The sequence below is a fragment of the Ursidibacter sp. B-7004-1 genome (assembly GCF_053654055.1).
In genome coordinates this window covers 106,551-130,128 of the sequence record NZ_JBSIUP010000001.1, presented here as the reverse complement: position 1 = coordinate 130,128, position 23,578 = coordinate 106,551, and the positions used below count along the sequence as shown (strand labels likewise).

Below are 23,578 nucleotides of genomic sequence, written 5' to 3'. Positions count from 1 at the left end.
GCTACACTGTTCATCAAAATGAAACTGCCCTTCGTTTCTGCATAAATTAGTGCTTTAATCTCAAGCAGAGAGTGTATTCGCCTTGATTTAAAAACTACCAAATTTGATGTTTAAAGATCGTTTAGCCAGTTGGCTTGTTGAATTTGGGTGTCAAGCTGGCGATATTGTTTGGCAATTTCATCGGCTTGCTGACGAGTTTGTTTCACATTCACAGCCGAGAGCGTTTTAATTTCACTACGGCTATAACGATTTTGTTCGGGCGTTGCGGCATCGGCTAACCCGATTAACATTGAATGTGTTGCTTTAAGATGATCTCGTTCAGCTAAGGCTTCAATCATTTTTGTGCCATTTTCGAGAGCAATTCGTTGGTTTGTCAGGTTAATTTTAACAATAAGCTGTTTTAGCTGCTCTGCAACTTGATGATATTCGAGCAGTAACATTTGTGGATCTTCGCTCGGTTGTTCACCTTCTTGATATTGTGCATTTTGGTGTAAACGTTGTTGTAATTGAGCAAGACGGCGTTGTAAATCTGCTCGTTCAATTAAGGCTTCGGCTAATTTCATTTTATTTCTCTTGTTGAACTTCTTGGTGTTGTTGTAATCTAACCGACGGATTGAGCAATTTCAATCTCAAATATCAACTTTTTATTTTAGAGGACTTTACGATGGGTTTATTTGATTTCGTTTCTGATATTGGTAAAAAATTATTTAACAAAGAAGAAGAGGCATCAAAAGCGGTAACAGAGCATTTGGCAGAAGATAATCCAGGTGTGGAAGATGTACAAGTAACGGTGGAAAATGGCACAGCAAAAATTAGTGGTGTGGCATCAAGTGCTGCGGCGATTGAAAAAGCGGTATTGATGGCAGGTAATATTGCTGGGATCACGAATGTGAATATTGATGAAGTACGAATTGCAAATGGTGAACAAGTTGCTAATGATGACGAATTTTATGTGATCCAAAAAGGCGATACATTATGGAAAATCGCTGAGAAAGCATACGGTAACGGAGCAAAATATACGGCTATTGTTGATGCAAACAAAGAAGTGATTAAAGATGCGGATAAAATCTTCCCAGGTCAAAAAATCCGTATTCCAAAAGGTTTATAATATTTCTGTAAATTTTTAAGCTAAAATAACCGCTTGTTTTTTGCAAGCGGTTATTTTTATGCAAATTTTAGGTTTTCTGTTTACCTTTCCCTATCTTTCTTACCCTCCATTTCATCAATTCATATCAAAAATTGTAATTATCTTGTTAATTATTTTTGTTCATAAAAAAATTAGGGTATTTTTGTGCTTTTTTATTGTACAAATTTAACGAAAAAATGAGATCTATCTCTCATTTTTAAGTAAATGCAGTTGTCGAAATTCGCCTTTATTCTACAATTCGCTTGTTTTATTCACTCTATTTGAGAATAAATTCAAAATTCATTTTTATTATAAAAGGAAAATGCAGATGAGTATTGCGATTATTATTGCAACCCACGGGGTAGCAGCAGAGCAACTTCTCAAGACGACTGAGATGTTGATCGGCGAGCAGGAAAATGTTGCCTCTATTGATTTTGTACCAGGTGAAAATGCTGAAACGATTATCGGCAAATACCAAGCAAAATTGGCAGGCGAATTGGCTCATTGCGATCAGGTTCTATTCCTGGTCGATACTTGGGGTGGAAGTCCGTTTAATGCGGCAAATCGTGTTGCCGATGGCAACGAGAATATGGATATTGTAACGGGTGTAAATGTGCCGATGTTAGTCGAAACCTTTATGGCTCGAGATGACAACCCAAGTTTACAAGAGCTAGTCGAAATTGCACTTGAAACTGGGCGTGGTGGTGTGCGTGCATTAAAATTTGCAGAAAAAGAGCCAGAAGTTACCGCTTCAGCACCTGTTGCACCCGCGAAACCTTCAGAGCCAGCAGTGGTTACTGCTAATGGTGTGGGGCATTTAGAGATTGGTCTTGCCCGTATTGATGACCGTTTAATTCACGGTCAAGTTGCAACACGTTGGACAAAAGAGAGCAAGGTTAGCCGTATCGTGGTGGTTAATGATGATGTTGCTAAAGATTCGGTACGTTCTACAATGCTGAAAAGTGTTGCTCCACCAGGGGTAACAGCTCACGTTGTGAATGTTGAAAAGATGGTGCGTGTGTATAACAACCCTGAATATGCAGGTGAACGTATGATGTTGCTCTTCACTAATCCGACGGATGTATTGCGTTTGTCTGATGCAGGTGTGGATTTTAAATCAATCAATGTTGGCGGTATGGCATATAAAGATGGTAAGAAAATGATTACCAGTGCGGTAGCCGTTGATGAGAAAGATATTGAAGCATTCAAAGTGTTAAATGAACGAAACATTGAGCTTGATGTGCGTAAAGTATCAAACGACAGCCGTCAATATATGATGGATTTACTCAAGAAAAATAACTTAATCTAAGGAAATCAGTATGGAAATTTCTACTTTACAAATCGTCCTTGTCTTCCTTGTTGCCTGTGTATCAGGTATGGGATCAATTTTAGATGAATGGCAAACACACCGCCCGTTAATCGCTTGTACCTTAATCGGTATTGTATTAGGTGATATGAAAACAGGGATCATTGTGGGTGGCTCATTAGAATTATTAGCACTAGGTTGGATGAATATCGGGGCAGCACTTGCACCTGATGCAGCATTAGCGTCTGTGGTTTCAACTATTCTTGTTATCGTTGGTGGGCAAGATATTCCAACTGCGATTGCTCTTGCAATTCCACTTGCTGCGGCAGGTCAAGTACTCACTTATGTTGTGCGTGCGATTACCGTTGGTTTCCAACACGCTGCGGATAAAGCTGTTGAAACAGGGGATTTAAACAAATTAGATTGGATTCACCGTTCAGCACTATTACTTCAAGCGATGCGTATTGCAATTCCTGCGTTAATTGTTGCAATGACAGCAGGTACAGATACAGTACAATCAATGTTAAGTGCAATTCCTGATGTCGTAACAACAGGCTTAAAAATTGCAGGTGGTTTCATTGCGGTTGTAGGTTATGCAATGGTCATCAATATGATGCGTGCAGGACACCTAATGCCATTCTTCTACACAGGTTTCGTTGTAGCAGCGTTCACTAACTTTAACTTAGTGGCACTTGGTGTACTAGGTACAGTAATGGCAATTCTTTATATTCAACTTCACCCGAAATACAATCAAAGTAAACAAGTGGTGCAAGTACAAGCAACAAACAATGACCTTGATAACCGTTTAGACTAAGAAGGGTAGTAATATGACAACTGAAATCAAAAAAGTAACGCAAAGTGATTTAAATGCGGTCGTACGCCGTTCAAATCTATTCCAAGGTTCGTGGAACTTTGAACGTATGCAGGCATTAGGTTTCTGCTATTCAATGGTACCAGTGATTAAACGCTTATATCCAGATCCAAATTCACAAGAGCGTAAAGATGCGATTAAACGCCACTTAGAATTTTTCAATACGCAACCTTTCGTTGCAGCACCAGTATTAGGTGTAACCATTGCAATGGAAGAAGAGCGTGCTAATGGTAAACCGATTGACGATGCGGCAATCAATGGGATCAAAGTAGGTTTAATGGGACCTTTAGCTGGTGTGGGCGATCCAATTTATTGGGGAACTGCACGTCCTGTATTTGCTGCACTTGGTGCTGGTTTAGCTCTTACAGGAAGTATTTTAGGCCCATTACTGTTTTTTGTACTATTTAACCTCGTTCGTCTTGCTACACGTTACTATGGTGTAACTTATGGCTATAAAAAAGGATTAGATGTTGTACAAGATATGAGTGGTGGTTTATTACAAAAACTAACGGAAGGTGCTTCAATTCTCGGCTTGTTTATTATGGGGGCATTAGTTCAAAAATGGACGAGTATTAACGTTCCGTTAGTAGTTGCAACCATTGAGAAACAAGACGGTACAACTGAAATTACAACGGTACAATCTATTTTAGATAGCTTGATGCCAGGTTTATTACCGTTACTATTAACTTTCGCTTGTATGTGGTTATTGCGTAATCGTGTCAATGCGTTATGGATTATCGTTGGGTTCTTCGCTATCGGTATTCTTGGTGCGTGGACAGGTGCATTAGCTTAATGTGCAAATAATCTACTGAATCAGACCGCTTGTGGTAAAATACAAGCGGTCTTTTCTTTCTAATTTTTTACAAATGACAAATCTTATTCTTATTATCGGACTGTTTCTTACGCTTTCTTATGCTACCTATGAACAAGTGATTGTGCCTAAACGTAACGGGCAAACCAAGTTAGCGATTGAGCTGCAACCACAAGCAAAAATTGACTCGTGGATTTTAATTGGGCTAATCGGGCTAACCATTGCACAAGGTTTACAAACAGGTATTCAGCCGTTTACGCTGTTTCTGTTAGGAATGTCGGTCATTTTGGTTATTTATAGTAGTTTTTGGCGTAAACCCAAATTATTGTTGAAAGAGCGTGGCTTTTTCTTAAGTGCGTTCTATATTGATTATCAACGCATTTCACAAATTAACTTAGCGGACAAACAGAAATTAGTGATTGATTTAAGCAACGGTCGCCGTTTATTTATTCCGATTAAACATTCACAAGATGTTGAAAAAGTCGTGAATTTCTTTGGAGGATACAAATAATGATTTTTAAATTAGTGGGCAAGCATCAACATTATAATTGGGGGGGCGAAGATTTTATCCCTACTTGGTTGAAGTTAGAGAATAAAAATGCACAACCTTACGCAGAATACTGGCTAGGAGCCCATCGATCCGCACCTTCTTTAGTTGAATTTGAACAGAAATGGCTCCCGCTAGACCGTCTGTTAGATACTGCCCCTGAATTACTCGGTGATGAAAGTCGAGCAAAATTTGGTGATGAACTACCCTATCTTTTGAAAATTTTAGACGTTAAGCTACCGCTTTCTATTCAGCTCCACCCCACAAAATCACAGGCAGAACAAGGGTTCCTACAAGAAGAACAACAGGGAATTCCCTTAACGGCTAACCATCGGACTTATAAAGATCGCAACCATAAGCCCGAAATGATGATTGCATTATCAGACTTCTGGCTACTTCACGGATTTAAACCCCTTGCTCAGATCATACAAGATTTGCAAAATAGAAGCTCTTTAGCACCGCTTGCAGAACGTATTCAACAGCAAGGTTTGCCAAAGGTTTATGCGGAGATTATGCAAGCCGATCAAACCCAGCTAGAACAGTGGCTTTTACCGATTATTGAGCAATATCGCCCTGCTTATCAGCAAGGGAAATTACCTTTAAACCAAGCGGAATACTGGGTGCTTTATGCTTTAGAAGCAATGGACATTCCATTGATAAAACTTGATGCTGGCTTGCTCTGCTTTTACCTATTTAATATCGTTCACCTTGAAAAAGGCGAAGGAATCTATCAAGGTGCAGGATTGCCCCACGCCTATTTACGTGGACAAAATATTGAACTGATGGCAGCATCAGATAATGTTATTCGTGGTGGATTAACGCCTAAATACGTTGATATTCCTGCACTATTAAGCACCATTGATTATAGTGAAGTTGTGCCGAAAATCATTCCTTGCTATTACCCTGAACAGCAAGAAAGTAATCTCTTTTTATATCCAACCCCTTTAGCAAAAGATTTTGCACTACAACGTTTAGATTTTACTCAACTAAGTGAAGAGCAATTTACCAGTTCAAGTGCGAGTATTTTGTTAGTAATGGAAGGTAGCCTATATTTAGATCTAGGCAGCGATTCCATTCATCTCAAACAAGGTGAAGCCGTTTTTATTGGAGCAAATACACAAGTAGAAAGTATTGGTGAGCAAAAAGGCTATGCTGTTGTGGCAACTTTGCCAATATGATTTCTCAAAGTAACTCTACCGCTTACGCTCCACAATTCCCATTGCACAAGCGTAGGCGGAAGACCACGCCCATTGGAAGTTATAACCGCCAAGCCAGCCTGTTACATCTAGCACTTCACCGATAAAATAAAGCCCTTGAGTATTTTTAACTTCCATTGTTTTGGAAGAAATATAATCCGTATCAACCCCACCAATTGTTACTTCTGCAGTACGATAGCCTTCTGTTCCGTTAGGTAGAAATTGCCAATGGTGGATAAAATTGACAAGAAAATCCATATTTTGTTTGGTTAATTGGGCGATAACTTTGTCTTCTAGCTGTTTTTGTTCAAACCAAAGTTCTACCAATTTTTTAGGAAGATAGCGAGATAACACCGTTTTTAGCTGTAATTTCGGCGAAGATTGACGCAGTTCTTGTAAAATATCATAAATAGACTCACTCGGTAGCAAATCAATTTCAACGGTTTCCCCCATATCCCAATAGTTTGAAATTTGTAAAATGGCTGGGCCAGATAATCCACGATGAGTAAAAAGCATTTGATTAGCAAAGGTTTTCTCTCGATTCGTTACGCTAACAGGTAATGAAATACCCGATAAGCTAGCAAAAGGTTTATCGCTATCCTTCCAAGTAAATGGTACAAGGCTTGCACGAATAGGTACAACGGGAAGGGCAAACTGTTCAGCAATTTTATAGCCAAAAGGTGATGCACCTAATCCTGGCATTGATAGTCCCCCCGTTGCAATGACTAGATTTTCCGTTTGGTAACTGCCACAAGCGGTCTGAACCTGAAAGAAATTTGCAGATTTATCATTGGTAAATTTTTCAACGGAAAGCACCGCTTGTCGAAGTTGAATTTCTACCTTGCCTTTCTGACATTCTGCTTGTAACAGATCAACAATCTGTTGTGAACTTTCGTCACAGAAAAGTTGCCCGAGTTCCTTTTCGTGATAAGCAATGCCATAGCTTGCCACAAGGGCGATAAAATCCCAGTTGGTATAACGAGAAAGAGCCGACTTCACAAAATGTGCGTTTTGGCATAGGTAATGATTAGGTGATACGTCTAAATTAGTGAAATTACAATATCCCCCGCCCGACATCAAAATTTTTCGCCCGATTTTCTTGCCATTATCGAGCAATAATACCGATAATCCATTTTGCCCAAGTTGTGCGGCACAAAATAGCCCTGCCGCCCCAGCCCCAATAATTATCACATCATACTGTTTCATTTTTGCCCTTTTTCTTTTAAATTCATTTTGTTATCGCTAAAATAGCCTATCTCTCGCTATTCTATACTGATTATGTTGAAAAATCCCCTTGTGATAAATTTTATCTATGTTTTCGCTATTGGGCTAAACATCGTTTTATTACGTTATTTTAGCTTACAAGTAGATCCACTAAATAATAATGGCATACGTTTTAGCGTAGGGGGAATATTGTTATTAGTATTTGTATGGCTTAAATATCGTGCCGATTTTGCGAAACTTACTGCTGACCCAAAATTGATCATTATTGGGCTTTCAATGGGAATTATGATGTGTGGCAATATGTATTTTTGGCTAAAAGGTGCAGCCCTAACAAATGCGGTTACCGCATCTATTTCAGGCGTATTAGCAATGCCTTTCGGGATCTTGATTGCAGGTATTATTTTCCAAGATGAGCGACAAAAATTAAAAAATGGTTATTTCTGGATTGGGAGCTTGCTGACTATTGCTGGGGCATTAGGCTTTGTGTGGTATGGAAAACAGATTGAAATTGGCGATTATTTTTTGCTTGGTAGTGGTTATTTACTGCTTTCAATTTTAATCCGCAATACGCAAAATTTATTAGTGAAGTTTGTTAAACAGCAAATCAATGTCGCCACTTTGAGTTGTATGACATCGCTGACCGCAGGATTTAGTAGCCTTATTTTTAGCCATCAAACTGGGCAACTTAGCCAACTTTCACACATCTCGCCTGTATTACTTATTAGTCTTGCTCTTGTAGGGATTTATGCGATTGCAGTCGGAATGGTGCTGACTTTCCATATTATTCAAAAACAAGGTATCATTACCTATCAAGTACTGGAGTTACTGCTCCCTATTTCTACCGCATTTGTCGCTTATTTATTATTAGGCGAAACAATTAGTATCGAGCAACTCTTTTTTGCTAGTGTTGTGATTATTGGGGCAGGAATGGCGTTAGGATTGATAAAATTCAAAATAAGGAAATTAGCATAAAATGAAATATTTTATACATTCATTAAAAAATACATTTAATTTTAAAATAAGAGCTAATAGAAAAGAGCATTTTGAATTTCATTTTTATTACTTCACAATTTATATATTAATTGAGTTAGTAAACATATATACAAATATAGATTTTATATTACACTTAGCAATAGGAATATTAGCAACTATATCTAAAATTAGCTTGACGACAAGAAGATTACACGACTTAGGCTATTCTGGTTGGTGGCAGCTAATATTATTAACCCCATTAATTTCTCTGGTAATACCGATATTCCCTAAAGAAATTAATTTTTTTACCTATCCACTTTGTTTAACATTTATGATTTTTCTGTTCTTTAAGGATGGGGATAGAGAAACAAATAAGTATGGTTTACCCATAACAATAACTCAGATTGCTAAAAAATCCTAAATTGTCGTATTTAATAGTAAGGACACCAAGCGTGGTGTCCCTACTTGCTAAATTTTATATTTATGTAATAGATATATAATGTAAAAAAATAAACAAAATTCATCATACAGTAAGGAAATTCAATGACTGATTTACTCAATCACCATATCAGCCAAATTATTGCCGCAGAGTTAGCGGTGCGTTCGGAGCAAATTTTTGCAGCTATGACATTGCTTGATGAAGGCAATACCATTCCTTTTATTGCTCGTTATCGTAAAGAAGTAACAGGCGGATTAGACGATACTCAACTTCGTCATTTTGAAACTCGTTTAATTTATCTAAGAGAACTCAATGATCGCCGTCAAACCATTCTTAAATCTATTGAAGAACAGGGCAAACTGACCGATGAACTACGTCAGAAAATTGAGCAAACGGAAAGTAAAACTGAATTAGAAGATCTCTATTTGCCTTATAAACCAAAACGCCGTACTCGCGGACAAATTGCGATTGAAGCAGGGCTAGAGCCATTAGCCGATAGCCTTTGGAATGATCCATCACAAATACCTGAAAACCTTGCAGAACAATATGTTGATACCGAAAAAGGCGTTGCCGATGTGAAATCTGCTCTTGACGGTGCAAGATATATTTTAATGGAACGTTTCTCAGAAGATGCTGATCTACTTGCAAAACTTCGTCAATATCTCACCGCTAACGCCACGTTAGAAGCTAAAGTGATTGAAGGAAAAGAAACCGAAGGGGAAAAATTTCGTGATTATTTTGCCCATAGTGAACCATTTAAAAATGTGCCATCACATCGTGCATTAGCAATGTTCCGTGGGCGTAATGAAGGCATTTTATCGCTAAGTTTAAATGCTGATCCTGAACAAGAAGAAGGCGTTCGTTCAAGCTATTGCGAAGAAATTATTCGTGAACATTTGGGTGTACAACTTCGCCAACAGCCAGCAGATAACTGGCGAGCTCAAGTGATCAGTTGGACTTGGAAAATCAAAGCCTTACTTCACCTTGAAACAGAGCTAATGGCAACATTGCGTGAAAAAGCAGAAGAAGAAGCGATTGATGTGTTTGCTCGTAATCTTTCTGCTTTGTTGATGGCTGCTCCAGCAGGTGCAAGAAATACAATGGGGCTAGACCCTGGTTTGCGTACAGGGGTAAAAGTTGCTGTTGTCGATAACACAGGAAAACTGCTAGACACCGCCACCATTTATCCGCATACAGCCGATCCTGTAAGAGCAGGGCAAACGCTCTACGCCTTAGGCAAAAAATATAATGTTGATTTAATTGCCATCGGAAACGGTACAGCCTCTCGAGAAACAGAACGTTTTGCCAAAGATATTATTAAGCAAGCTGTGGATTGGAAACCGCAAACCGTTGTAGTGAGTGAAGCAGGGGCATCAGTTTATTCTGCTTCTGAACTGGCTGCAAATGAATTTCCTGATTTAGATGTCTCTTTGCGTGGGGCGGTTTCTATTGCTCGCCGTTTGCAAGACCCTTTGGCTGAGTTAGTCAAAATTGAACCTAAAGCTATTGGGGTTGGACAATATCAACACGATGTAAATCAATCTCAACTTGCTCGTAAATTAGATGCAGTGGTTGAAGATTGCGTAAATGCGGTAGGGGTTGATTTGAATACCGCTTCTGCACCACTACTTGCTCGTGTGGCAGGAATGAGCAAAACCCTTGCTCAAAATATTGTGGCATATCGTGATGAGAATGGACGTTTTGAAAGCCGTTCTGACTTGAAAAAAGTGGCTCGTTTAGGACCGAAAGCCTTTGAGCAATGTGCAGGCTTTATGCGAATTTTAGGTGGAAAGAACCCGCTTGATGCCTCAAGCGTTCACCCTGAAGCTTACCCAGTGGTTGAGAAAATTTTACAAGCCACTTCATCAACCTTAAATGAATTGATGGGGAACTCCACCAAAATTCACAGTTTAAACGCCCAAACTTTCGTTGATGAAAAATTTGGTTTACCGACGGTCAATGATATTTTCAAAGAACTTGAAAAACCAGGACGAGATCCTCGTGGGGAATTTAAAACTGCCACCTTTATGGACGGTGTAGAAGAAATCAGCGATTTGAAAGTCGGAATGATTTTAGAAGGTACAATCACAAACGTAACTAACTTCGGAGCTTTCGTGGATATTGGCGTACATCAAGATGGCTTAGTACATATTTCGATGCTGTCTAATAGTTTTGTGGAAGATCCGCATAAAGTAGTGAAAACGGGAGATGTGGTGAAAGTAAAGGTTCTTGAAGTCGATGCCCCACGCAAACGTATTGCACTGACAATGCGACTAGATGATAAACCAACAGATAAAACCGATCAAGCAAGCGGTCAGATTCGCAAAAAATTTGACAAATCCGACCGCTTTAATACTCAGAAAGAGCGTCAATCCTTTGGCAATAATGCTTTCGCTGATGCCTTGAAAGGTTGGAAGAAGTAAAAAATCGGGCTAATGCCCGATTTTTTTAATATGTACCACATTCTATTTGAATAGCCTTTTTCACGTACAATAAACTTTATCGGCAATAACAGAAAAAGAGGAATTAGTTTAACTTTCATTTAGGGCAATAATTCTATCTGCCGATTGAATGGTAGATTGTCTATGAGCAATAATAATCCTTGTTATATTCATTTGTGAAATAGCTTGATTAACAAGCGTCTCATTTTCTTCATCTAAATGGCTAGTCGCTTCGTCCATCAAGAGAATTTTAGGCTTTTTATATAAAGCTCGAGCAATAAATAATCGTTGTTTTTGTCCGCTGGACAAATTATTCCCCAACTCTCCCAATAAGGTTTCATAATTCATCGGCATTGCCATAATATCATCGTGAATATTCGAAAGTTTGGCACATTCTATAGCCCATTCTCGATCATACTGATTTTCAAAACTGACTATATTTTCTAGGATAGAGCCTGAAAAAAATTTATCTTCTTGCAATACACAAGCAATTTGTGTTCTGTAGTTAGTTAAACCAAATTGATAAATATCCATATTATTAAAGAGTACTTTCCCTGATGTTGGCTTTAACAAGCCTGCTATTAGCTTTAATAAAGTCGTTTTTCCATATCCGGACGGAGCTGTAATTGCAACACTTTCACCACTATTTAGGGTTAAATTAAGATTTTCAATCACATTTTTAGAAAAAGGATCATATTTAAAACTCAGATCTTTAACCTCTAATTTAGCTTGATTATTTTCAAGTATATTTACTTGATGTTTGCTCTCATCTTCAACCTCATTTAATGCAATATCAGCTATACGTTCACGATGCAAGGAAAGAATTTTTAAATTAAATACAATATCGATCAGATTCCCCATTCTGGAAGAGAAAGAGCCCCGATAAGCATTAAAGGCAACAAACATACCCAATGTCATCACATTTTCAATTACCATTGTTGCCCCAATCCATAAAATCAGAATTTGCTCAATGGTGGAAATAAAAGTATGAATACCTGAAAACAGCATATCGAATTTGGTGACTTTAATTGAGGTATTAAAAACATCAGAATTTAATGACATCCACTGTTCTTGTCGTTTATTTTCTAATCCTAATGATTTTAATGTCGTAATACCATATAAGGTTTCCATAAAATGAGAATGGGCTTTCGCTCCCTTAATAATCTGCTCTTCATTCAATTGTCGATAAATTAAATAAGTAACCATTCTAAGAATAAAATAAATAAAGGAAAAGGCTAATACCACCCAAAACAGCCAACCACCATATAACACCATCATAATAATTAGGCTGATAATCATAATAGTATCAATAATCGTAGTAATAATGCTTGACGTTAAGGTTTTCTGAATGGTTTTTAATGAACTAAATCGGGAATGAATATCACCCACTTGGCGTTTTTCAAAGAAATCAAGTGGTAATCTTAATAAATGAGAAAAGAAACTTGATGTCCATTGAAAATCAATTAAATAGTTCATTTTCAAGGAAATCCAAGCCCTAAACATACTGACAGCAGTTCGGAAAAAAGTAAATAAAAATAACCCGATACAGATAATCAGCAATAGCGATTGATCTTTGGCATGCATTACGTGATCCATCACTAACTGAGTGCCAATTGGCATTAATAAAGCAATCAACTCAATCAACATTGAAAGAACAAAAATTTTTACCAATGCTCCGTTCACACCTGAAATGCCTTTAAATGTTTCATAGAGACTAATGGTATTTTCATTTTTCTGCTTTTCAAATTTTACTTCTGTCCAAATTTCCAATGCTACACCAGTAAAGTGGTTGGAAAATTCAGCACGGGATAATTTACGTTTACCAAAAGCAGGATCATGGATAATAAACTGTTTTTCACTTGCTTGAGTTAATACCACAAAATGATTGAAATCCCAATGAAGAATACAAGGCAGACGAAGTTGTGGCACCTCGTCTAACTCTAACGAAAGGGGGCGGGTAATTAATCCACAATCATTTGCAATAGAAATTAAAGTATGCAACGTTACGCCACGAGAAGAAGTACCATATTGACTTCGTAATTCAAATAAATTGGTGTTTTTATCGTAATATCCCAATATCATCGCTAAACAGGCTAAGCCACATTCAGCTGTTTCAGTTTGCAAAATAACAGGTATTTTTCTCCGAAAACCAAATTTTAACTGCTCAATTCCTGTCATTATTGCTCCATATTTTTGTGTAATTGATACATAGGGAAAAGTATCCACTCATACAGTTTACGTTTCTCTAAAAATAATGTGGCTTCGGCTTTCATTCCACTCATAAAATAGAGGGTGGTATCATTATATTTTACGTTTTGATCGGCAAGCTCAATCAGAATTTTATAAAGAGGAATACCTTTCTCTACATTTGCTGGTAGATTTTTATAAAAACTAAGCTCTTGTAGAGAAGCTGGTAAGGTTGAAATTGAGATAATTTTACCTTTAAACTGCCCGAATTTTTCAAACGGAAAAGCTTCATAGCGAATATTAACCTCATCACCTTGTTTAATAAATGAAATGGCACTGTTCGGCACCCACATCACTAGCTGATAATTGCCTTTATTTTGTGGCAGAATTTGTGCAAGCGGGTCATTTTCTTTAATAATTTGCCCAACGGTAACGCTAGTGCTTTCAATTTTGCCGTCTAAAGAGGCATTAACAATAATATCTGAAACTGATTCAAACTCCATCAACCGAATAGATAAATCACTTTTTTGCATTTCATAACGGATAATTTGATTATCAAATTCGGTTTTACGGGTTTCAATCTCATTTTCTAAATTAAGTTGTGAGGATTTTAATTGAATTAATTCTTGCTTTAATTCATTAAAGAGCGATTTTTGTTGAAAATATCGGCTTTTCTGAATATTTACTTCATCGTAGCTGGAATGTCCTACTTTTAATAATTTCTCATAACGCTTTACTAAATCGGCATAGTCATTCATTGTTTTTTCAACTTCAACTAAATAAGCCTGCTTATCTTGATAAATTTTCTGATTATTTTTAATCTGCTTTTCAAGGCCATTGATGGTTTCTGATTTATTCTTCTGCAATGCCTCAATCGCTTTCTCCGTTGCAGTAATTTGTGATTTTAAAGAAAGAATCGAATTAACATTGATATTACCGCTATGTGTAATTCTATCTAGGGTAATTTTAAATAATGGATCGCCTTTTTTCACTTGCTGATGAGGCTCAATATAGCTTTCGGAAATATAGCCTGACTTCGGGGCAGAAAGAATAATCGGGTGTGCTTGCATCACTAACTCGCCTACAACAGTTTCACGGCGAGTGTAGCTACCCAATACAATAAACAGAATAAAGGCAGTAAAAATAAAGAAAGAAAGAAATGGAAAAAACTAACCAAGCAGGAATTCTGCTAAATAGTACTGCAGTGCTTTTCCATTTCTGATAATTTAAGGCTTCTTGACGGAACATTATTGATCTTTTACCAATATACATTTCTTATTAATATAAGAAAAAATATACTTAGTTATGAAAGCAATTGCAGTAATAGTACAAATAATAAAGATTTCACCTCCAGGTATTGGACTTTTGAATTCTAAAAAGTGAATAGCTAAATAAACTAATAAAGCATTTATTATAAGTTCATAAACTATTTTTAAGGCTTTATTCATAATCAGGATGTCTCCATGCCTCTGGATTATCGTACATATAGTTACCAACAGGTTTTAATGCTACTGCTGCAGCAACTGATATTCCTCTAGAAGCAACGGCACCTATTCCAGATGCGCTTGCGATTGCTCCTACGGCATTACCTCCTACAAATGATATCCAATTTGAAAAGCTTTCTCTAGAAATTCTAGCTTTTTCTTGGTCTTCTCTCTCCCACTCCCCATTACAACCCGGACAGTTAGGATCATAATCATATCCTGAATTCCCACCTGAAACATGGTGTAAACAGCAACTGTTTGTCAGTTTTTTCATAAATGTTCTCCTGTGAAAGTGGTGATTTACATGTACCTAGTGTATAAGTACAGGAATAATTCTATAAAATTGATAATCATTGTCAATTACACATTGTTAATTTATTGTAAAAATGTAATATATGTCACACAATGACTGACTTTGATTGGAAAACATTGGTATGGAGAATAGAGAGCTTTGAAGGAAGGTATGGCTGAAAGTATATAGAATAAGCAGAAATAGAAGTGCTTTTATAGTAGAAAGCGGTCGCTTTTTGTAAAAATTTGCAAAATTCTAACAGAAAACCACCGCTTGCTTAATGTTTTCTTGCCAAGTTAGTGCAGAAAAATTTTCTTAGCCAACCCAAACAAATTTAATAATGAACAGCAATGAAACCTCGGAAACTGCAGGGTTGATCTCTTTAAATCGCCCCTTACAGGCTTTCATAATACATTAGCTGATAAAGCCGAAAGTGATTCCTTCGGTAATCAAGTAGGCATCATAGAGGTAGTGATGAAGGTGGCGTTTCTGTTCCATTTACTTGTGAGGGTTAAATATAACTTTCGGAAATATAGCCGGATTTAGGTGCAGAGAGTATAATCGGGTGTGCTTGCATCACTAACTCGCCTACAACAGTTTCACGGCGAGTGTAGCTACCCAATACAATAAACAGAATAAAGGCAGTAAAAATAAAGAAAGAAATGGAAAAAACTAACCAAGCAGGAATTCTGCTAAATAGTACTGCAGTGCTTTTCCATTTCTGATAGTTTAAGGCTTCTTGACGGAACATATTAAAAAATCTTTATGTTGAGTCTTTTTCGAAAAGCTAATGCATAAAGGAATGCTATTATGGAAACAATAAGCCATTTTTCTATTCCATTTATATGGAAATATATATCTAATAAAATAGATATAGTTGGAATTAGTATTATCCAAATAACCAAAATCAATATGTTAATTAGGTTTCTTACATTCATAGTATATATTACTTATAAGGATTGATTAGATCACTGAATGGAACATCATAATCAGGATGCCTTGCACTCTCAGGATTATCATATATTGTGCCAGCGATAAATCCATCAAAATCAGCTCCTCCATTGCCAGCAAGAATTGATACCCCTAACCTAGCACCTGTTGCAGCACTAATAGCTGTTCCTACAGCTCCACCTATCCAAGCTCCTATTCTTACTACTGTTTCTCTTGAAATTCGATCTTCCTCCCCCCATTCTCCATTACACCCAGGACAATTAGGATCTCCATTCCATCCCCAACCACCAGAGACATAATGTAAACAACAACTATTTGTAAGCTCTTTCATAACTTTTCTCCTAAAAAAGGTTGATAGTGTGTATTTATTAATACAATAAATACACCACCACAATACACAAATTATATTGATTATCAATTTTATTTTTGTTGGGTTTCTAATTCAGTTCACATTTTTGTAACAAAATTCTAGGTTTTGAGGAAAGAGTTGTAATAAGGTAAACTTTTCTTATAGCTAAGAAAATACAATGTTATTTTGACCATAACTACTAAAAATAACAGGGATAAAGAGAAATGAAAAAGATAAAGGCATTTTTATTGTGGTTAGATTTGATTTTAGGCTTTGCATAATACCGAAAAGATCCGACCGCTTTAATACTCAGAAAGAGCGTCAATCTTTTGGCAATAATGCTTTCGCTGATGCCTTGAAAGGTTGGAAAAAATAACCGCTAAAAATAGCGAGCCAAACTAATGGCGAACAAAATAAAATAGTTCGCCATTTTTATTTTGATTTAAGGCAAACGTTTGCTTTGCTATAATAGGCTCAAATTTTTCTAAAAAAGGAACACAATATGACAATAATCGGTACTCCGCTTACTCCTAAAGCAACTAAAGTTATGATGCTCGGTTCTGGTGAACTGGGTAAAGAAGTTGTGATTGAATTACAACGTTTAGGCGTTGAAGTCATTGCAGTTGATCGCTATGAAAATGCCCCTGCTCAACAAGTGGCTCATCGAGCTTACACTATTTCAATGCTCGATGGAAAAGCGTTGCGTGAACTTATCGAGAAAGAAAAACCAGATTTTATCGTACCTGAAGTGGAAGCGATTGCAACGGATACATTAGTGGAGTTAGAACAAGAAGGTTATAACGTTATCCCAACTGCGAAAGCGACTAAACTTACAATGAACCGCGAAGGCATTCGCCGTTTAGCATCGGAAGAATTGGGTTTAAAAACATCGCCATATCGCTTTGTTGATAATTTTGAGCAATTTAAACAAGCCGTTGTAGAAATTGGTATCCCTTGTGTGGTTAAGCCTATTATGTCATCATCAGGACACGGGCAAAGTGTGATTAAATCAGAGGCTGATATTCAAACCGCTTGGGATTATGCACAACAAGGCGGTCGTGCGGGCGGTGGGCGTGTTATTGTGGAAGGGTTCATTAAATTTGATTATGAAATCTCTTTACTCACTGTACGCCATATTCACGGAACATCATTCCTTGCACCAATCGGGCATATCCAAATTGATGGCGACTATCGTGAGTCTTGGCAGCCACAAGCGATGTCAGATATTGCGTTGAAAAAAGCACAAGAAGTGGCAGAGAAAATCACCACCGCATTAGGCGGACGTGGCATTTTTGGTGTGGAACTCTTTATTTGTGGTGATGAGGTGATCTTTAATGAAGTTTCGCCACGCCCACACGATACAGGAATGGTTACGCTCATTTCACAAGAATTATCAGAATTTGCTCTTCACGCTCGTGCTATTTTAGGCTTACCGATCCCTGAAATTACACTGATTAGTCCATCTGCGTCTAAAGCTGTTGTAGTAGAAGGAAAATCGACGCAAGTTACTTTTGGTAATTTAGCAAATGTCCTTGCAGAGCCACATACTAACATTCGTTTATTCGGCAAAGGTGAAGTAAATGGACACCGCCGTTTAGGGGTTATTCTTGCTCGTGATGAGAGTACAGAAAAGGCATTAGAAAAAGCCCGCAGAGCTTATAATAAGTTAGAAGTGAATCTATGATTTTATAGGTAGGTTCACTCAGAGATCAACATAATTCTGAAATTCAACCTTGTCAGACTTTATCTGGCAAGGTTCTCTTTCTCTACATATATGGTAATAAATGGCTTAGGCAGCCTCAGTTATCGAATAATCCCACGAGTAGAACGTTTAAAGAAATCTAGAAATAGGCTAACTGCTGCTTCTGTCTTCGCATACTGCTCAATTTCTGGAATTGCTTCTTCAAGGGTTTTACCACTACGATAAATCAATTTATATACATTGCGGATAGCGTGCATTGTTGCTTTTTCAAACCCTCTACGCTTCAAACCTTCCAAGTTTACCCCAAAAGGCTGTGCGTGATTTCCTTGTGCCATTACATAAGGTGGCACGTCTTGGCTTACCATTGAACCACCACCAAGCATAACGTGCGAGCCTATCACTACAAATTGATGAATGGCTGACATTCCACCAACAATAACAAAGTCATCAAGGGTAACGTGTCCTGCAAGAGTGCCGTTATTTGCAATAATACAACGGTTACCAATTGTACAATCGTGAGCAATATGGCAGTTGATCATAAATAAATTATCATCACCTACTTTGGTAATTCCACCACCTTGTACTGTTCCACGATGAATGGTCACACTTTCTCGAATGCGATTACGATCACCAATAATGGTTTTAGTTGATTCACCTTGATATTTTAAATCTTGGTTAATTTCACCGATACTTGCAAATTGGAAAATTTGGTTATCTTCACCGATTTCTGTATCACCCTGAATGACAACGTGGGAGTGGATTTTTGTTCTTGCTCCGATTTTGACATTTTTTCCAATAACACAGAAAGGCCCAATTTCTACATTTGCCCCAATTGTTGCCCCTTTTTCAATAACAGCAAGTGGACTTATTTTTGCTGAAGAATCAATACCTTGCATAATAGTCTCCTTAAGGACTTTATTATTTACGAGCACACATTAATTCTGCTTCACAAACAACTTTACCATCAACAGATGCGGTACCGCTAAAGCGAGTAATACCTCTCACTTCTTTAATTACTTCAACGTGTAATGTCATTTGATCGCCAGGTACAACAGGTTTTTTGAAACGAGCATTATCAATACCTGCAAAATAAAATAGCGAACCTTTCTCTAACTCTCGTGTTTTAAATGCTAAAATTCCCATAGATTGAGCTAATGCTTCCATAATTAATACACCAGGGAAAATAGGCTTCTCAGGAAAATGCCCTGTAAAACAAGGTTCATTAACACTCACATTTTTAATTGCTGTAAGCCATTTTCCTTCTTCAAAATCAATTACTCTATCGACCATTAGAAATGGGTAACGATGTGGTAATAATTGCATAATTTCATCAATTTCAACAATTTTAGGTTCACGAATTTCTGACACGGAAAGTTCCTCTAAATAAATCTATAAAAACTACTCTTTTAATTGTTTCTCAACGGCTTTTAATCGCTCATTGATTTTATCAATATTCATCGTAAGTGTTGCTGTTTTACGCCACTCTTTGTTCGGTTGTAATGGAATACCTGATGAATAAATTCCTTTTTCTGTGATAGGACGCATTACCATTCCCATTCCTGTGATAATAGCACCATCACAAATTTCCATATGCCCATTGATAACACTTGCCCCACCGATTTGGCAGAATTTACCAACTTTTAAGCTTCCAGCCATAATCACACCACCAGCAACGGCAGTTCCAAAACCGATATGAACATTGTGAGCAATTTGACACAGGTTATCAATAATCACATTATCTTCAATAACCGTTGGATCTAACGCTCCTCTATCAATACAAGTACAAGCACCGATTTCCACACGATTACCTATAATCACCCCACCTGTTTGAGGGATCTTGATCCACTGCCCTTTTTCATTAGCATAACCAAAACCATCACTACCGATAACCGCAGATGATTGGATCAAACAGTCACTTCCAATTTGTACATTATGGTAAATAGCAACATTTGCCCATAATTTTGTTCTAGCACCAATTTTACTATTTTTACCGATAAAGCAACCTGCACCGATAATGACATCATCGCCTAATTCTACACCACTTTCAATTACTGCATTTGCACCAATTGAGACATTCTGCCCTAATTTAGCATTCTCTGCGATAACTGCTGAAGGGGAAATATTCTCTGCAGGTTTCGGTGTAGAATCCATATATTGTGCAAGTATTGCATAAGCAACATACGGATTTTTAACAATGATAATGTTCTGTTGCTCTGTGCAGAATTCAACATCTGATTCATTAACAATGATCGCACCAGCATTACTTGTTACTAACTGGTGGCGATATTTTGCATTAGAAATAAAGGTAATTTGGTGTTGCTGAGCTTTATCTAGCGGGGCAATACTAGAAATGACTAAATCGGCGTTACCTCTTAAGGTACCGCCGATTTGCTCCGCCAATTCAATTAAACGGAATGTTCTCATCATTATTTAGCCTGTGTTTCAGCTTTTTTCTCTTCTTGATTGATTTCAGTAGCTTTTTCTGAATTATTAGCTTTCAATACAGTCAAAACTTCTTCTGTAATATCCGCTTTTTCATCTTTTGCATAAAGTGCAACTGCTGGTGATAATACTAAAGTATAGCCTTTGCTCTCAGCTAACGTTTTAATTGCTACATTGATCTCTTCTACTGCTTTCTTCTGAATTTCATTTGGATCAATACCACTATTTTGTTGCTCTTTTGCTAATTTTTCTTGGAAAGCTACCGCTTTCTTTTGAAACGCTTCAGCTTTCTTAGTAAATTCACTTTCACGTTTCTGTAAGTTTTCAACCTTATTTTGGAATGCTTTTTGCTCAGCATTGATAGCATTTTGGCGAGATTGAATTTCTTTAGCACGCAATCTTGGAGCATCTTTCTCTAATGCAGCAACTTTTTTCTTTAATGACGCTTCTAAAGTACCTTGTTCTTTTTGTAGCTTTTGAGCATCTTCTTCAATTTTATTACGCTCTGCAACTAATGCTTTATCTTCATCTTCCAGTTTCTTACCTTCATCTGCAAATTTTTTTTCAGTTTCTTTCATAAACTGTTCAAATTTCGCACTTGCTTCTACCATTGCTGGGTGATTCTGTAACAAATAACCCGGGTCTGCAAACCCAATTCTGTCATTCGCATTTGCAGTGTTTGATAACGCTAAAATAGCCGCAACTGTTGTGATTTTGAATAAATTTTTCATAAATTTCCTTAATTTAACTTTTATTTGAAATAATGCGGTAAGACTAATATTTATAAAAATAAACCTAATCTTACCACTTAATTAACTAATTAGAATGAGCCACCGATACTAAATTGGAATTGCTCAATCTCATCACCTGTATATTTTTTAATTGGTTTAGCATAAGAGAATAGCAAAGGTCCAATCGGAGAATTCCACTGGAATGCGATACCTGCAGAAGCTCTCACACGCTTATAATCTCCATTATCTAATGTTGGATAAGTTTTTTTATGAGATTTCCACTTCGTATCCCAAACCGTTGCAGCATCTGCAAATAATGAAGTTCTTACATTATGCTGATATTTTTCACTCACAAATGGCGTTGGCATAATCAATTCTACACTCGCAGTTGCCATCGCATTACCGCCAATAATATCTCCATTTATAAAATCAAAGCCTGTTCTCTGCTCATTTAAATAGATAGCTTTAGGACCGATAGAACCATAACCAAATCCTCTTAATGATCCTATTCCACCAGCAGTATAATTTTGGTAGAACGGTAATTTTTTGCCCCCAATACCATTCGCATAGGCTAATCCAACTTTAGTCGAAATAATCCATTTTTGCTCACGATTAAGCGGGAAATAGTTTTTAAAGTCCGCACTTAATTTGTAGTATTTATTATCTGAACCAGGAATAGTGACTTTACCACCGATGTTTGCAACTGAACCTTTACGCGGCAGGAAACCACGATCTAAGCTGTTATAGTTCCACCCAAATGAGAAATCAAAATCATCTGCTTTAATTTTCTTATACAGATTACTATTAACATCAAATGGAATCTTCATTGAATTTACGTATAACTCTCGCCCAAATTCTCTTTGTGCATTTTTAATTACATCGTGGGTATAACCTAGCCCTAAATAGTAAGAATTATTTTCATCGACAGGAAATCCTAGGGTTCCATTAACTCCATAGGTTCGGCGTTTGTAACTTGAAGCACGATCATTTTTAGAGTTATCGAAATCTTCATAGAAAACATTCCCCCCTAAACTTACGCCATCTTTTGTGAAATACGGTTCTGTATAACCTAAATTGAGACTTGTTCCATAATCATTACGAGTACCATTTAAACTAATAGTTGATCCCATACCTAAAAAGTTATCTTGCTTAATACCTGCTTGGTAACTTAAACCGCTTTCTGTACCATATCCAATACCGAAATTAATACTTCCTGTACTACGCTCCTTGATTTTATACAAAATATCTACTTGGTCTGGCTTATTCTGTACAGTTGGGAAATTCATTTCGACAGTTTCATAAAAACCTGTGCGTTCTAAACGAGCTTTACCTAAGTTAGCTAAACTTGTTGATAGCCAAGTACCTTCTTGTTGACGCATTTCTCGACGTAGAGTTGAATCTGCAGTCACATTATTTCCTTCAAAACGAATTTGACGTACATAGATTCTACTGCCTGCATCAACTACATAATTGATTCTAACGGTTTTATTTTCATCATCAAAATCAGGATACACATCAACCTTAGCAGAGGCAAAACCACTATCACCTAATACTTCTTTAATTGCATCTTCAATCTTAGCAAGGTCATCACGGCGGAACTGTTGATTTGGTTTAAAATCTTTCAGTAGTACATTTAGCTCTTTATCCATATTACCTGTATTGCCGATAATACGAATCTCACTAATATTATATTTCTCGCCTTCACTAATTTTATAAGTTAAATAAACTTCTTCTTTGTTATCACTAAATTTAACATCTGCATTTTCCAAAGCAAATTTCGCATAACCTTGATTCATATAAAAATTTTGTAATGCTTCAATATCTTGCTGATATACTGGTTGCTGGAATTTGCTACTTGAGAAAATATTCCACCAAGAAACATCAGGCTGAATTTCTAGCTGTTTAAGTAATTCTTTGGAAGTAAATACATTATTCCCTTCAAAGTTAATTGTCTTAACGTAGGATACTTCCTCTTCTTTGATATCTAATTGAATATTTACACCACTATTTTCACTATTAGTAATGTTTGTATCAATTTTTGCATTATAACGACCAATAGAATGGTAATGTTCAAGTAGAGCTGCTTTGAAACTTTCTAATTTTGCAGCATCAAATACTTCTCCACGACTGATTAAATTTGCTTTTAAGTTTTGCTCAAGTGGCTCTTTGGGGATTGCTGAGTTACCTTTAATATCTACACTATTGATAACTGCGTGCGGAACGACTTTAATAACAAGAGTATTACCATCTCGAGTTGCTCGTACATCTTGGAAACGATTTTGAGAAAATAGTTGTCTGACAACATTAGCAACGTCATTATCTGTTGCAGTTTGCCCAACTCTTACCGGTAAAGTTGGAATAATTGTTGCGCCCGTTTCAGCTTGCACGCCTTCAATACGAATATCTTTCACAACAAATGGTGCTGCAAAAGCAACGCCATTTGCCATCAATAATGTTGAAAGTAATAGTTTTTTCATTGAAAATTCCTATTCATTTGTAAAATTTTT

Annotated in this window: 22 protein-coding genes and 1 pseudogene; 10 read left to right on the top strand and 13 right to left on the bottom strand. The window is 36.9% G+C overall.

What is annotated here, in order from left to right; translation table 11 throughout:
• Positions 1-110 precede the first annotated feature (110 nt).
• Positions 111-563, bottom strand: coding sequence for a DIP1984 family protein (locus ACWIW0_RS00625; RefSeq protein WP_454451776.1), 453 nt, complete (start codon positions 561-563; stop codon positions 111-113).
• Between the two features lie 101 nt (positions 564-664).
• Between ACWIW0_RS00625 and lysM the strand changes: the two genes are divergently transcribed.
• From lysM to manA, 6 genes are all read left to right on the top strand, one after another.
• A complete protein-coding gene (lysM, locus tag ACWIW0_RS00620; RefSeq protein ID WP_454451775.1) occupies positions 665-1,108 on the top strand; it encodes a peptidoglycan-binding protein LysM in 444 nt (147 codons plus the stop codon).
• A gap of 346 nt (positions 1,109-1,454) precedes the next feature.
• Positions 1,455-2,435, top strand: a complete 981-nt coding sequence (manX, locus tag ACWIW0_RS00615; protein ID WP_454447185.1) for a PTS mannose transporter subunit IIAB — start codon at positions 1,455-1,457, stop codon at positions 2,433-2,435.
• 10 nt (positions 2,436-2,445) lie between these two features.
• Complete coding sequence (locus ACWIW0_RS00610; protein WP_157395389.1) at positions 2,446-3,246, top strand: PTS mannose/fructose/sorbose transporter subunit IIC; 801 nt, start codon at positions 2,446-2,448, stop codon at positions 3,244-3,246.
• 13 nt (positions 3,247-3,259) lie between these two features.
• Positions 3,260-4,096 carry a PTS mannose transporter subunit IID gene (locus ACWIW0_RS00605; RefSeq protein WP_157395390.1) on the top strand — a complete coding sequence of 279 codons (837 nt, stop codon included), beginning with the start codon at positions 3,260-3,262 and terminating at the stop codon, positions 4,094-4,096.
• Positions 4,097-4,169: 73 nt separating this feature from the next.
• Positions 4,170-4,625, top strand: coding sequence for a DUF986 family protein (locus ACWIW0_RS00600; protein ID WP_454451774.1), 456 nt, complete (start codon positions 4,170-4,172; stop codon positions 4,623-4,625).
• Positions 4,625-5,839, top strand: coding sequence for a mannose-6-phosphate isomerase, class I (gene manA / locus ACWIW0_RS00595; protein ID WP_454451773.1), 1,215 nt, complete (start codon positions 4,625-4,627; stop codon positions 5,837-5,839). The genes ACWIW0_RS00600 and manA overlap by 1 nt, the downstream gene beginning before the upstream one ends.
• Before the next feature lie 15 nt (positions 5,840-5,854).
• On the opposite strand, the gene ACWIW0_RS00590 is transcribed toward manA, so the two are convergent.
• A complete protein-coding gene (locus ACWIW0_RS00590; RefSeq protein ID WP_454451772.1) occupies positions 5,855-7,063 on the bottom strand; it encodes an NAD(P)/FAD-dependent oxidoreductase in 1,209 nt (402 codons plus the stop codon).
• 72 nt (positions 7,064-7,135) lie between these two features.
• Between ACWIW0_RS00590 and ACWIW0_RS00585 the strand changes: the two genes are divergently transcribed.
• The 3 genes from ACWIW0_RS00585 (at position 7,136) to ACWIW0_RS00575 (ending at position 10,915) form a co-directional block, all read left to right on the top strand.
• Positions 7,136-8,053 carry a DMT family transporter gene (locus tag ACWIW0_RS00585; RefSeq protein ID WP_454451771.1) on the top strand — a complete coding sequence of 306 codons (918 nt, stop codon included), beginning with the start codon at positions 7,136-7,138 and terminating at the stop codon, positions 8,051-8,053.
• 1 nt (position 8,054) lies between these two features.
• The gene (locus tag ACWIW0_RS00580; protein ID WP_454446391.1) at positions 8,055-8,474 is read left to right on the top strand and encodes a DUF805 domain-containing protein; all 420 of its coding nucleotides are present in this window, start codon (positions 8,055-8,057) and stop codon (positions 8,472-8,474) included.
• A gap of 122 nt (positions 8,475-8,596) precedes the next feature.
• The gene (locus ACWIW0_RS00575) at positions 8,597-10,915 is read left to right on the top strand and encodes a Tex family protein (protein WP_454451770.1); all 2,319 of its coding nucleotides are present in this window, start codon (positions 8,597-8,599) and stop codon (positions 10,913-10,915) included.
• 108 nt (positions 10,916-11,023) lie between these two features.
• Here ACWIW0_RS00575 and ACWIW0_RS00570 read toward each other — a convergent pair whose 3' ends face one another.
• The 6 genes and pseudogenes from ACWIW0_RS00570 to ACWIW0_RS00545 form a co-directional block, all read right to left on the bottom strand.
• Complete coding sequence (locus tag ACWIW0_RS00570) at positions 11,024-13,111, bottom strand: peptidase domain-containing ABC transporter (protein ID WP_454451769.1); 2,088 nt, start codon at positions 13,109-13,111, stop codon at positions 11,024-11,026.
• On the bottom strand, positions 13,111-14,235 hold the full coding sequence (locus ACWIW0_RS00565) for an HlyD family secretion protein (protein WP_454451768.1): 1,125 nt from the start codon (positions 14,233-14,235) through the stop codon (positions 13,111-13,113). The genes ACWIW0_RS00570 and ACWIW0_RS00565 overlap by 1 nt, the downstream gene beginning before the upstream one ends.
• Positions 14,236-14,560: 325 nt before the next feature.
• The gene (locus tag ACWIW0_RS00560) at positions 14,561-14,878 is read right to left on the bottom strand and encodes a hypothetical protein (protein ID WP_454451767.1); all 318 of its coding nucleotides are present in this window, start codon (positions 14,876-14,878) and stop codon (positions 14,561-14,563) included.
• 333 nt (positions 14,879-15,211) lie between these two features.
• Positions 15,212-15,352, bottom strand: a pseudogene (locus ACWIW0_RS00555) (NCS2 family permease); the annotation flags it as partial.
• A 55-nt stretch (positions 15,353-15,407) separates the two neighbouring features.
• Positions 15,408-15,647, bottom strand: coding sequence for a hypothetical protein (locus ACWIW0_RS00550; protein ID WP_454451766.1), 240 nt, complete (start codon positions 15,645-15,647; stop codon positions 15,408-15,410).
• Positions 15,648-15,842: 195 nt separating this feature from the next.
• Positions 15,843-16,178 carry a hypothetical protein gene (locus ACWIW0_RS00545; protein ID WP_454451765.1) on the bottom strand — a complete coding sequence of 112 codons (336 nt, stop codon included), beginning with the start codon at positions 16,176-16,178 and terminating at the stop codon, positions 15,843-15,845.
• A 520-nt stretch (positions 16,179-16,698) separates the two neighbouring features.
• Between ACWIW0_RS00545 and purT the strand changes: the two genes are divergently transcribed.
• Positions 16,699-17,880 carry a formate-dependent phosphoribosylglycinamide formyltransferase gene (gene purT, locus ACWIW0_RS00540; RefSeq protein WP_454451764.1) on the top strand — a complete coding sequence of 394 codons (1,182 nt, stop codon included), beginning with the start codon at positions 16,699-16,701 and terminating at the stop codon, positions 17,878-17,880.
• A gap of 119 nt (positions 17,881-17,999) precedes the next feature.
• Here the strand turns inward: purT and lpxA are convergent, their stop codons facing one another.
• The 5 genes from lpxA to bamA form a co-directional block, all read right to left on the bottom strand.
• Positions 18,000-18,794, bottom strand: a complete 795-nt coding sequence (lpxA, locus tag ACWIW0_RS00535; RefSeq protein ID WP_454451763.1) for an acyl-ACP--UDP-N-acetylglucosamine O-acyltransferase — start codon at positions 18,792-18,794, stop codon at positions 18,000-18,002.
• Positions 18,795-18,816: 22 nt separating this feature from the next.
• Positions 18,817-19,266, bottom strand: coding sequence for a 3-hydroxyacyl-ACP dehydratase FabZ (gene fabZ, locus ACWIW0_RS00530; RefSeq protein ID WP_275895813.1), 450 nt, complete (start codon positions 19,264-19,266; stop codon positions 18,817-18,819).
• Positions 19,267-19,296: 30 nt separating this feature from the next.
• On the bottom strand, positions 19,297-20,322 hold the full coding sequence (lpxD, locus tag ACWIW0_RS00525) for a UDP-3-O-(3-hydroxymyristoyl)glucosamine N-acyltransferase (protein ID WP_454451802.1): 1,026 nt from the start codon (positions 20,320-20,322) through the stop codon (positions 19,297-19,299).
• Positions 20,323-20,324: 2 nt separating this feature from the next.
• Positions 20,325-21,071 carry an OmpH family outer membrane protein gene (locus ACWIW0_RS00520; RefSeq protein ID WP_454451762.1) on the bottom strand — a complete coding sequence of 249 codons (747 nt, stop codon included), beginning with the start codon at positions 21,069-21,071 and terminating at the stop codon, positions 20,325-20,327.
• Between the two features lie 89 nt (positions 21,072-21,160).
• Positions 21,161-23,548: an outer membrane protein assembly factor BamA gene (bamA, locus tag ACWIW0_RS00515; RefSeq protein ID WP_454451761.1), complete on the bottom strand. Its 2,388-nt coding sequence runs from the start codon at positions 23,546-23,548 to the stop codon at positions 21,161-21,163.
• Between the last annotated feature and the right edge of the window lie 30 nt (positions 23,549-23,578).

What these genes read in the sequence shown, in the direction of transcription:
- ACWIW0_RS00520 (WP_454451762.1), bottom strand. Translation starts at nt 21,071, where the DNA reads ATGAAAAATTTATTCAAAATCACAACAGTTGCGGCTATTTTAGCGTTA.
- ACWIW0_RS00610 (WP_157395389.1), top strand. Translation starts at nt 2,446, where the DNA reads ATGGAAATTTCTACTTTACAAATCGTCCTTGTCTTCCTTGTTGCCTGT.
- ACWIW0_RS00590 (WP_454451772.1), bottom strand. Translation starts at nt 7,063, where the DNA reads ATGAAACAGTATGATGTGATAATTATTGGGGCTGGGGCGGCAGGGCTA.
- ACWIW0_RS00575 (WP_454451770.1), top strand. Translation starts at nt 8,597, where the DNA reads ATGACTGATTTACTCAATCACCATATCAGCCAAATTATTGCCGCAGAG.
- lpxD (WP_454451802.1), bottom strand. Translation starts at nt 20,322, where the DNA reads ATGAGAACATTCCGTTTAATTGAATTGGCGGAGCAAATCGGCGGTACC.
- ACWIW0_RS00560 (WP_454451767.1), bottom strand. Translation starts at nt 14,878, where the DNA reads ATGAAAAAACTGACAAACAGTTGCTGTTTACACCATGTTTCAGGTGGG.
- ACWIW0_RS00600 (WP_454451774.1), top strand. Translation starts at nt 4,170, where the DNA reads ATGACAAATCTTATTCTTATTATCGGACTGTTTCTTACGCTTTCTTAT.
- purT (WP_454451764.1), top strand. Translation starts at nt 16,699, where the DNA reads ATGACAATAATCGGTACTCCGCTTACTCCTAAAGCAACTAAAGTTATG.
- bamA (WP_454451761.1), bottom strand. Translation starts at nt 23,548, where the DNA reads ATGAAAAAACTATTACTTTCAACATTATTGATGGCAAATGGCGTTGCT.
- ACWIW0_RS00570 (WP_454451769.1), bottom strand. Translation starts at nt 13,111, where the DNA reads ATGACAGGAATTGAGCAGTTAAAATTTGGTTTTCGGAGAAAAATACCT.
- ACWIW0_RS00580 (WP_454446391.1), top strand. Translation starts at nt 8,055, where the DNA reads ATGAAATATTTTATACATTCATTAAAAAATACATTTAATTTTAAAATA.
- lysM (WP_454451775.1), top strand. Translation starts at nt 665, where the DNA reads ATGGGTTTATTTGATTTCGTTTCTGATATTGGTAAAAAATTATTTAAC.
- lpxA (WP_454451763.1), bottom strand. Translation starts at nt 18,794, where the DNA reads ATGCAAGGTATTGATTCTTCAGCAAAAATAAGTCCACTTGCTGTTATT.
- manA (WP_454451773.1), top strand. Translation starts at nt 4,625, where the DNA reads ATGATTTTTAAATTAGTGGGCAAGCATCAACATTATAATTGGGGGGGC.
- ACWIW0_RS00550 (WP_454451766.1), bottom strand. Translation starts at nt 15,647, where the DNA reads ATGTTCCGTCAAGAAGCCTTAAACTATCAGAAATGGAAAAGCACTGCA.
- ACWIW0_RS00585 (WP_454451771.1), top strand. Translation starts at nt 7,136, where the DNA reads ATGTTGAAAAATCCCCTTGTGATAAATTTTATCTATGTTTTCGCTATT.
- ACWIW0_RS00545 (WP_454451765.1), bottom strand. Translation starts at nt 16,178, where the DNA reads ATGAAAGAGCTTACAAATAGTTGTTGTTTACATTATGTCTCTGGTGGT.
- ACWIW0_RS00625 (WP_454451776.1), bottom strand. Translation starts at nt 563, where the DNA reads ATGAAATTAGCCGAAGCCTTAATTGAACGAGCAGATTTACAACGCCGT.
- manX (WP_454447185.1), top strand. Translation starts at nt 1,455, where the DNA reads ATGAGTATTGCGATTATTATTGCAACCCACGGGGTAGCAGCAGAGCAA.
- ACWIW0_RS00605 (WP_157395390.1), top strand. Translation starts at nt 3,260, where the DNA reads ATGACAACTGAAATCAAAAAAGTAACGCAAAGTGATTTAAATGCGGTC.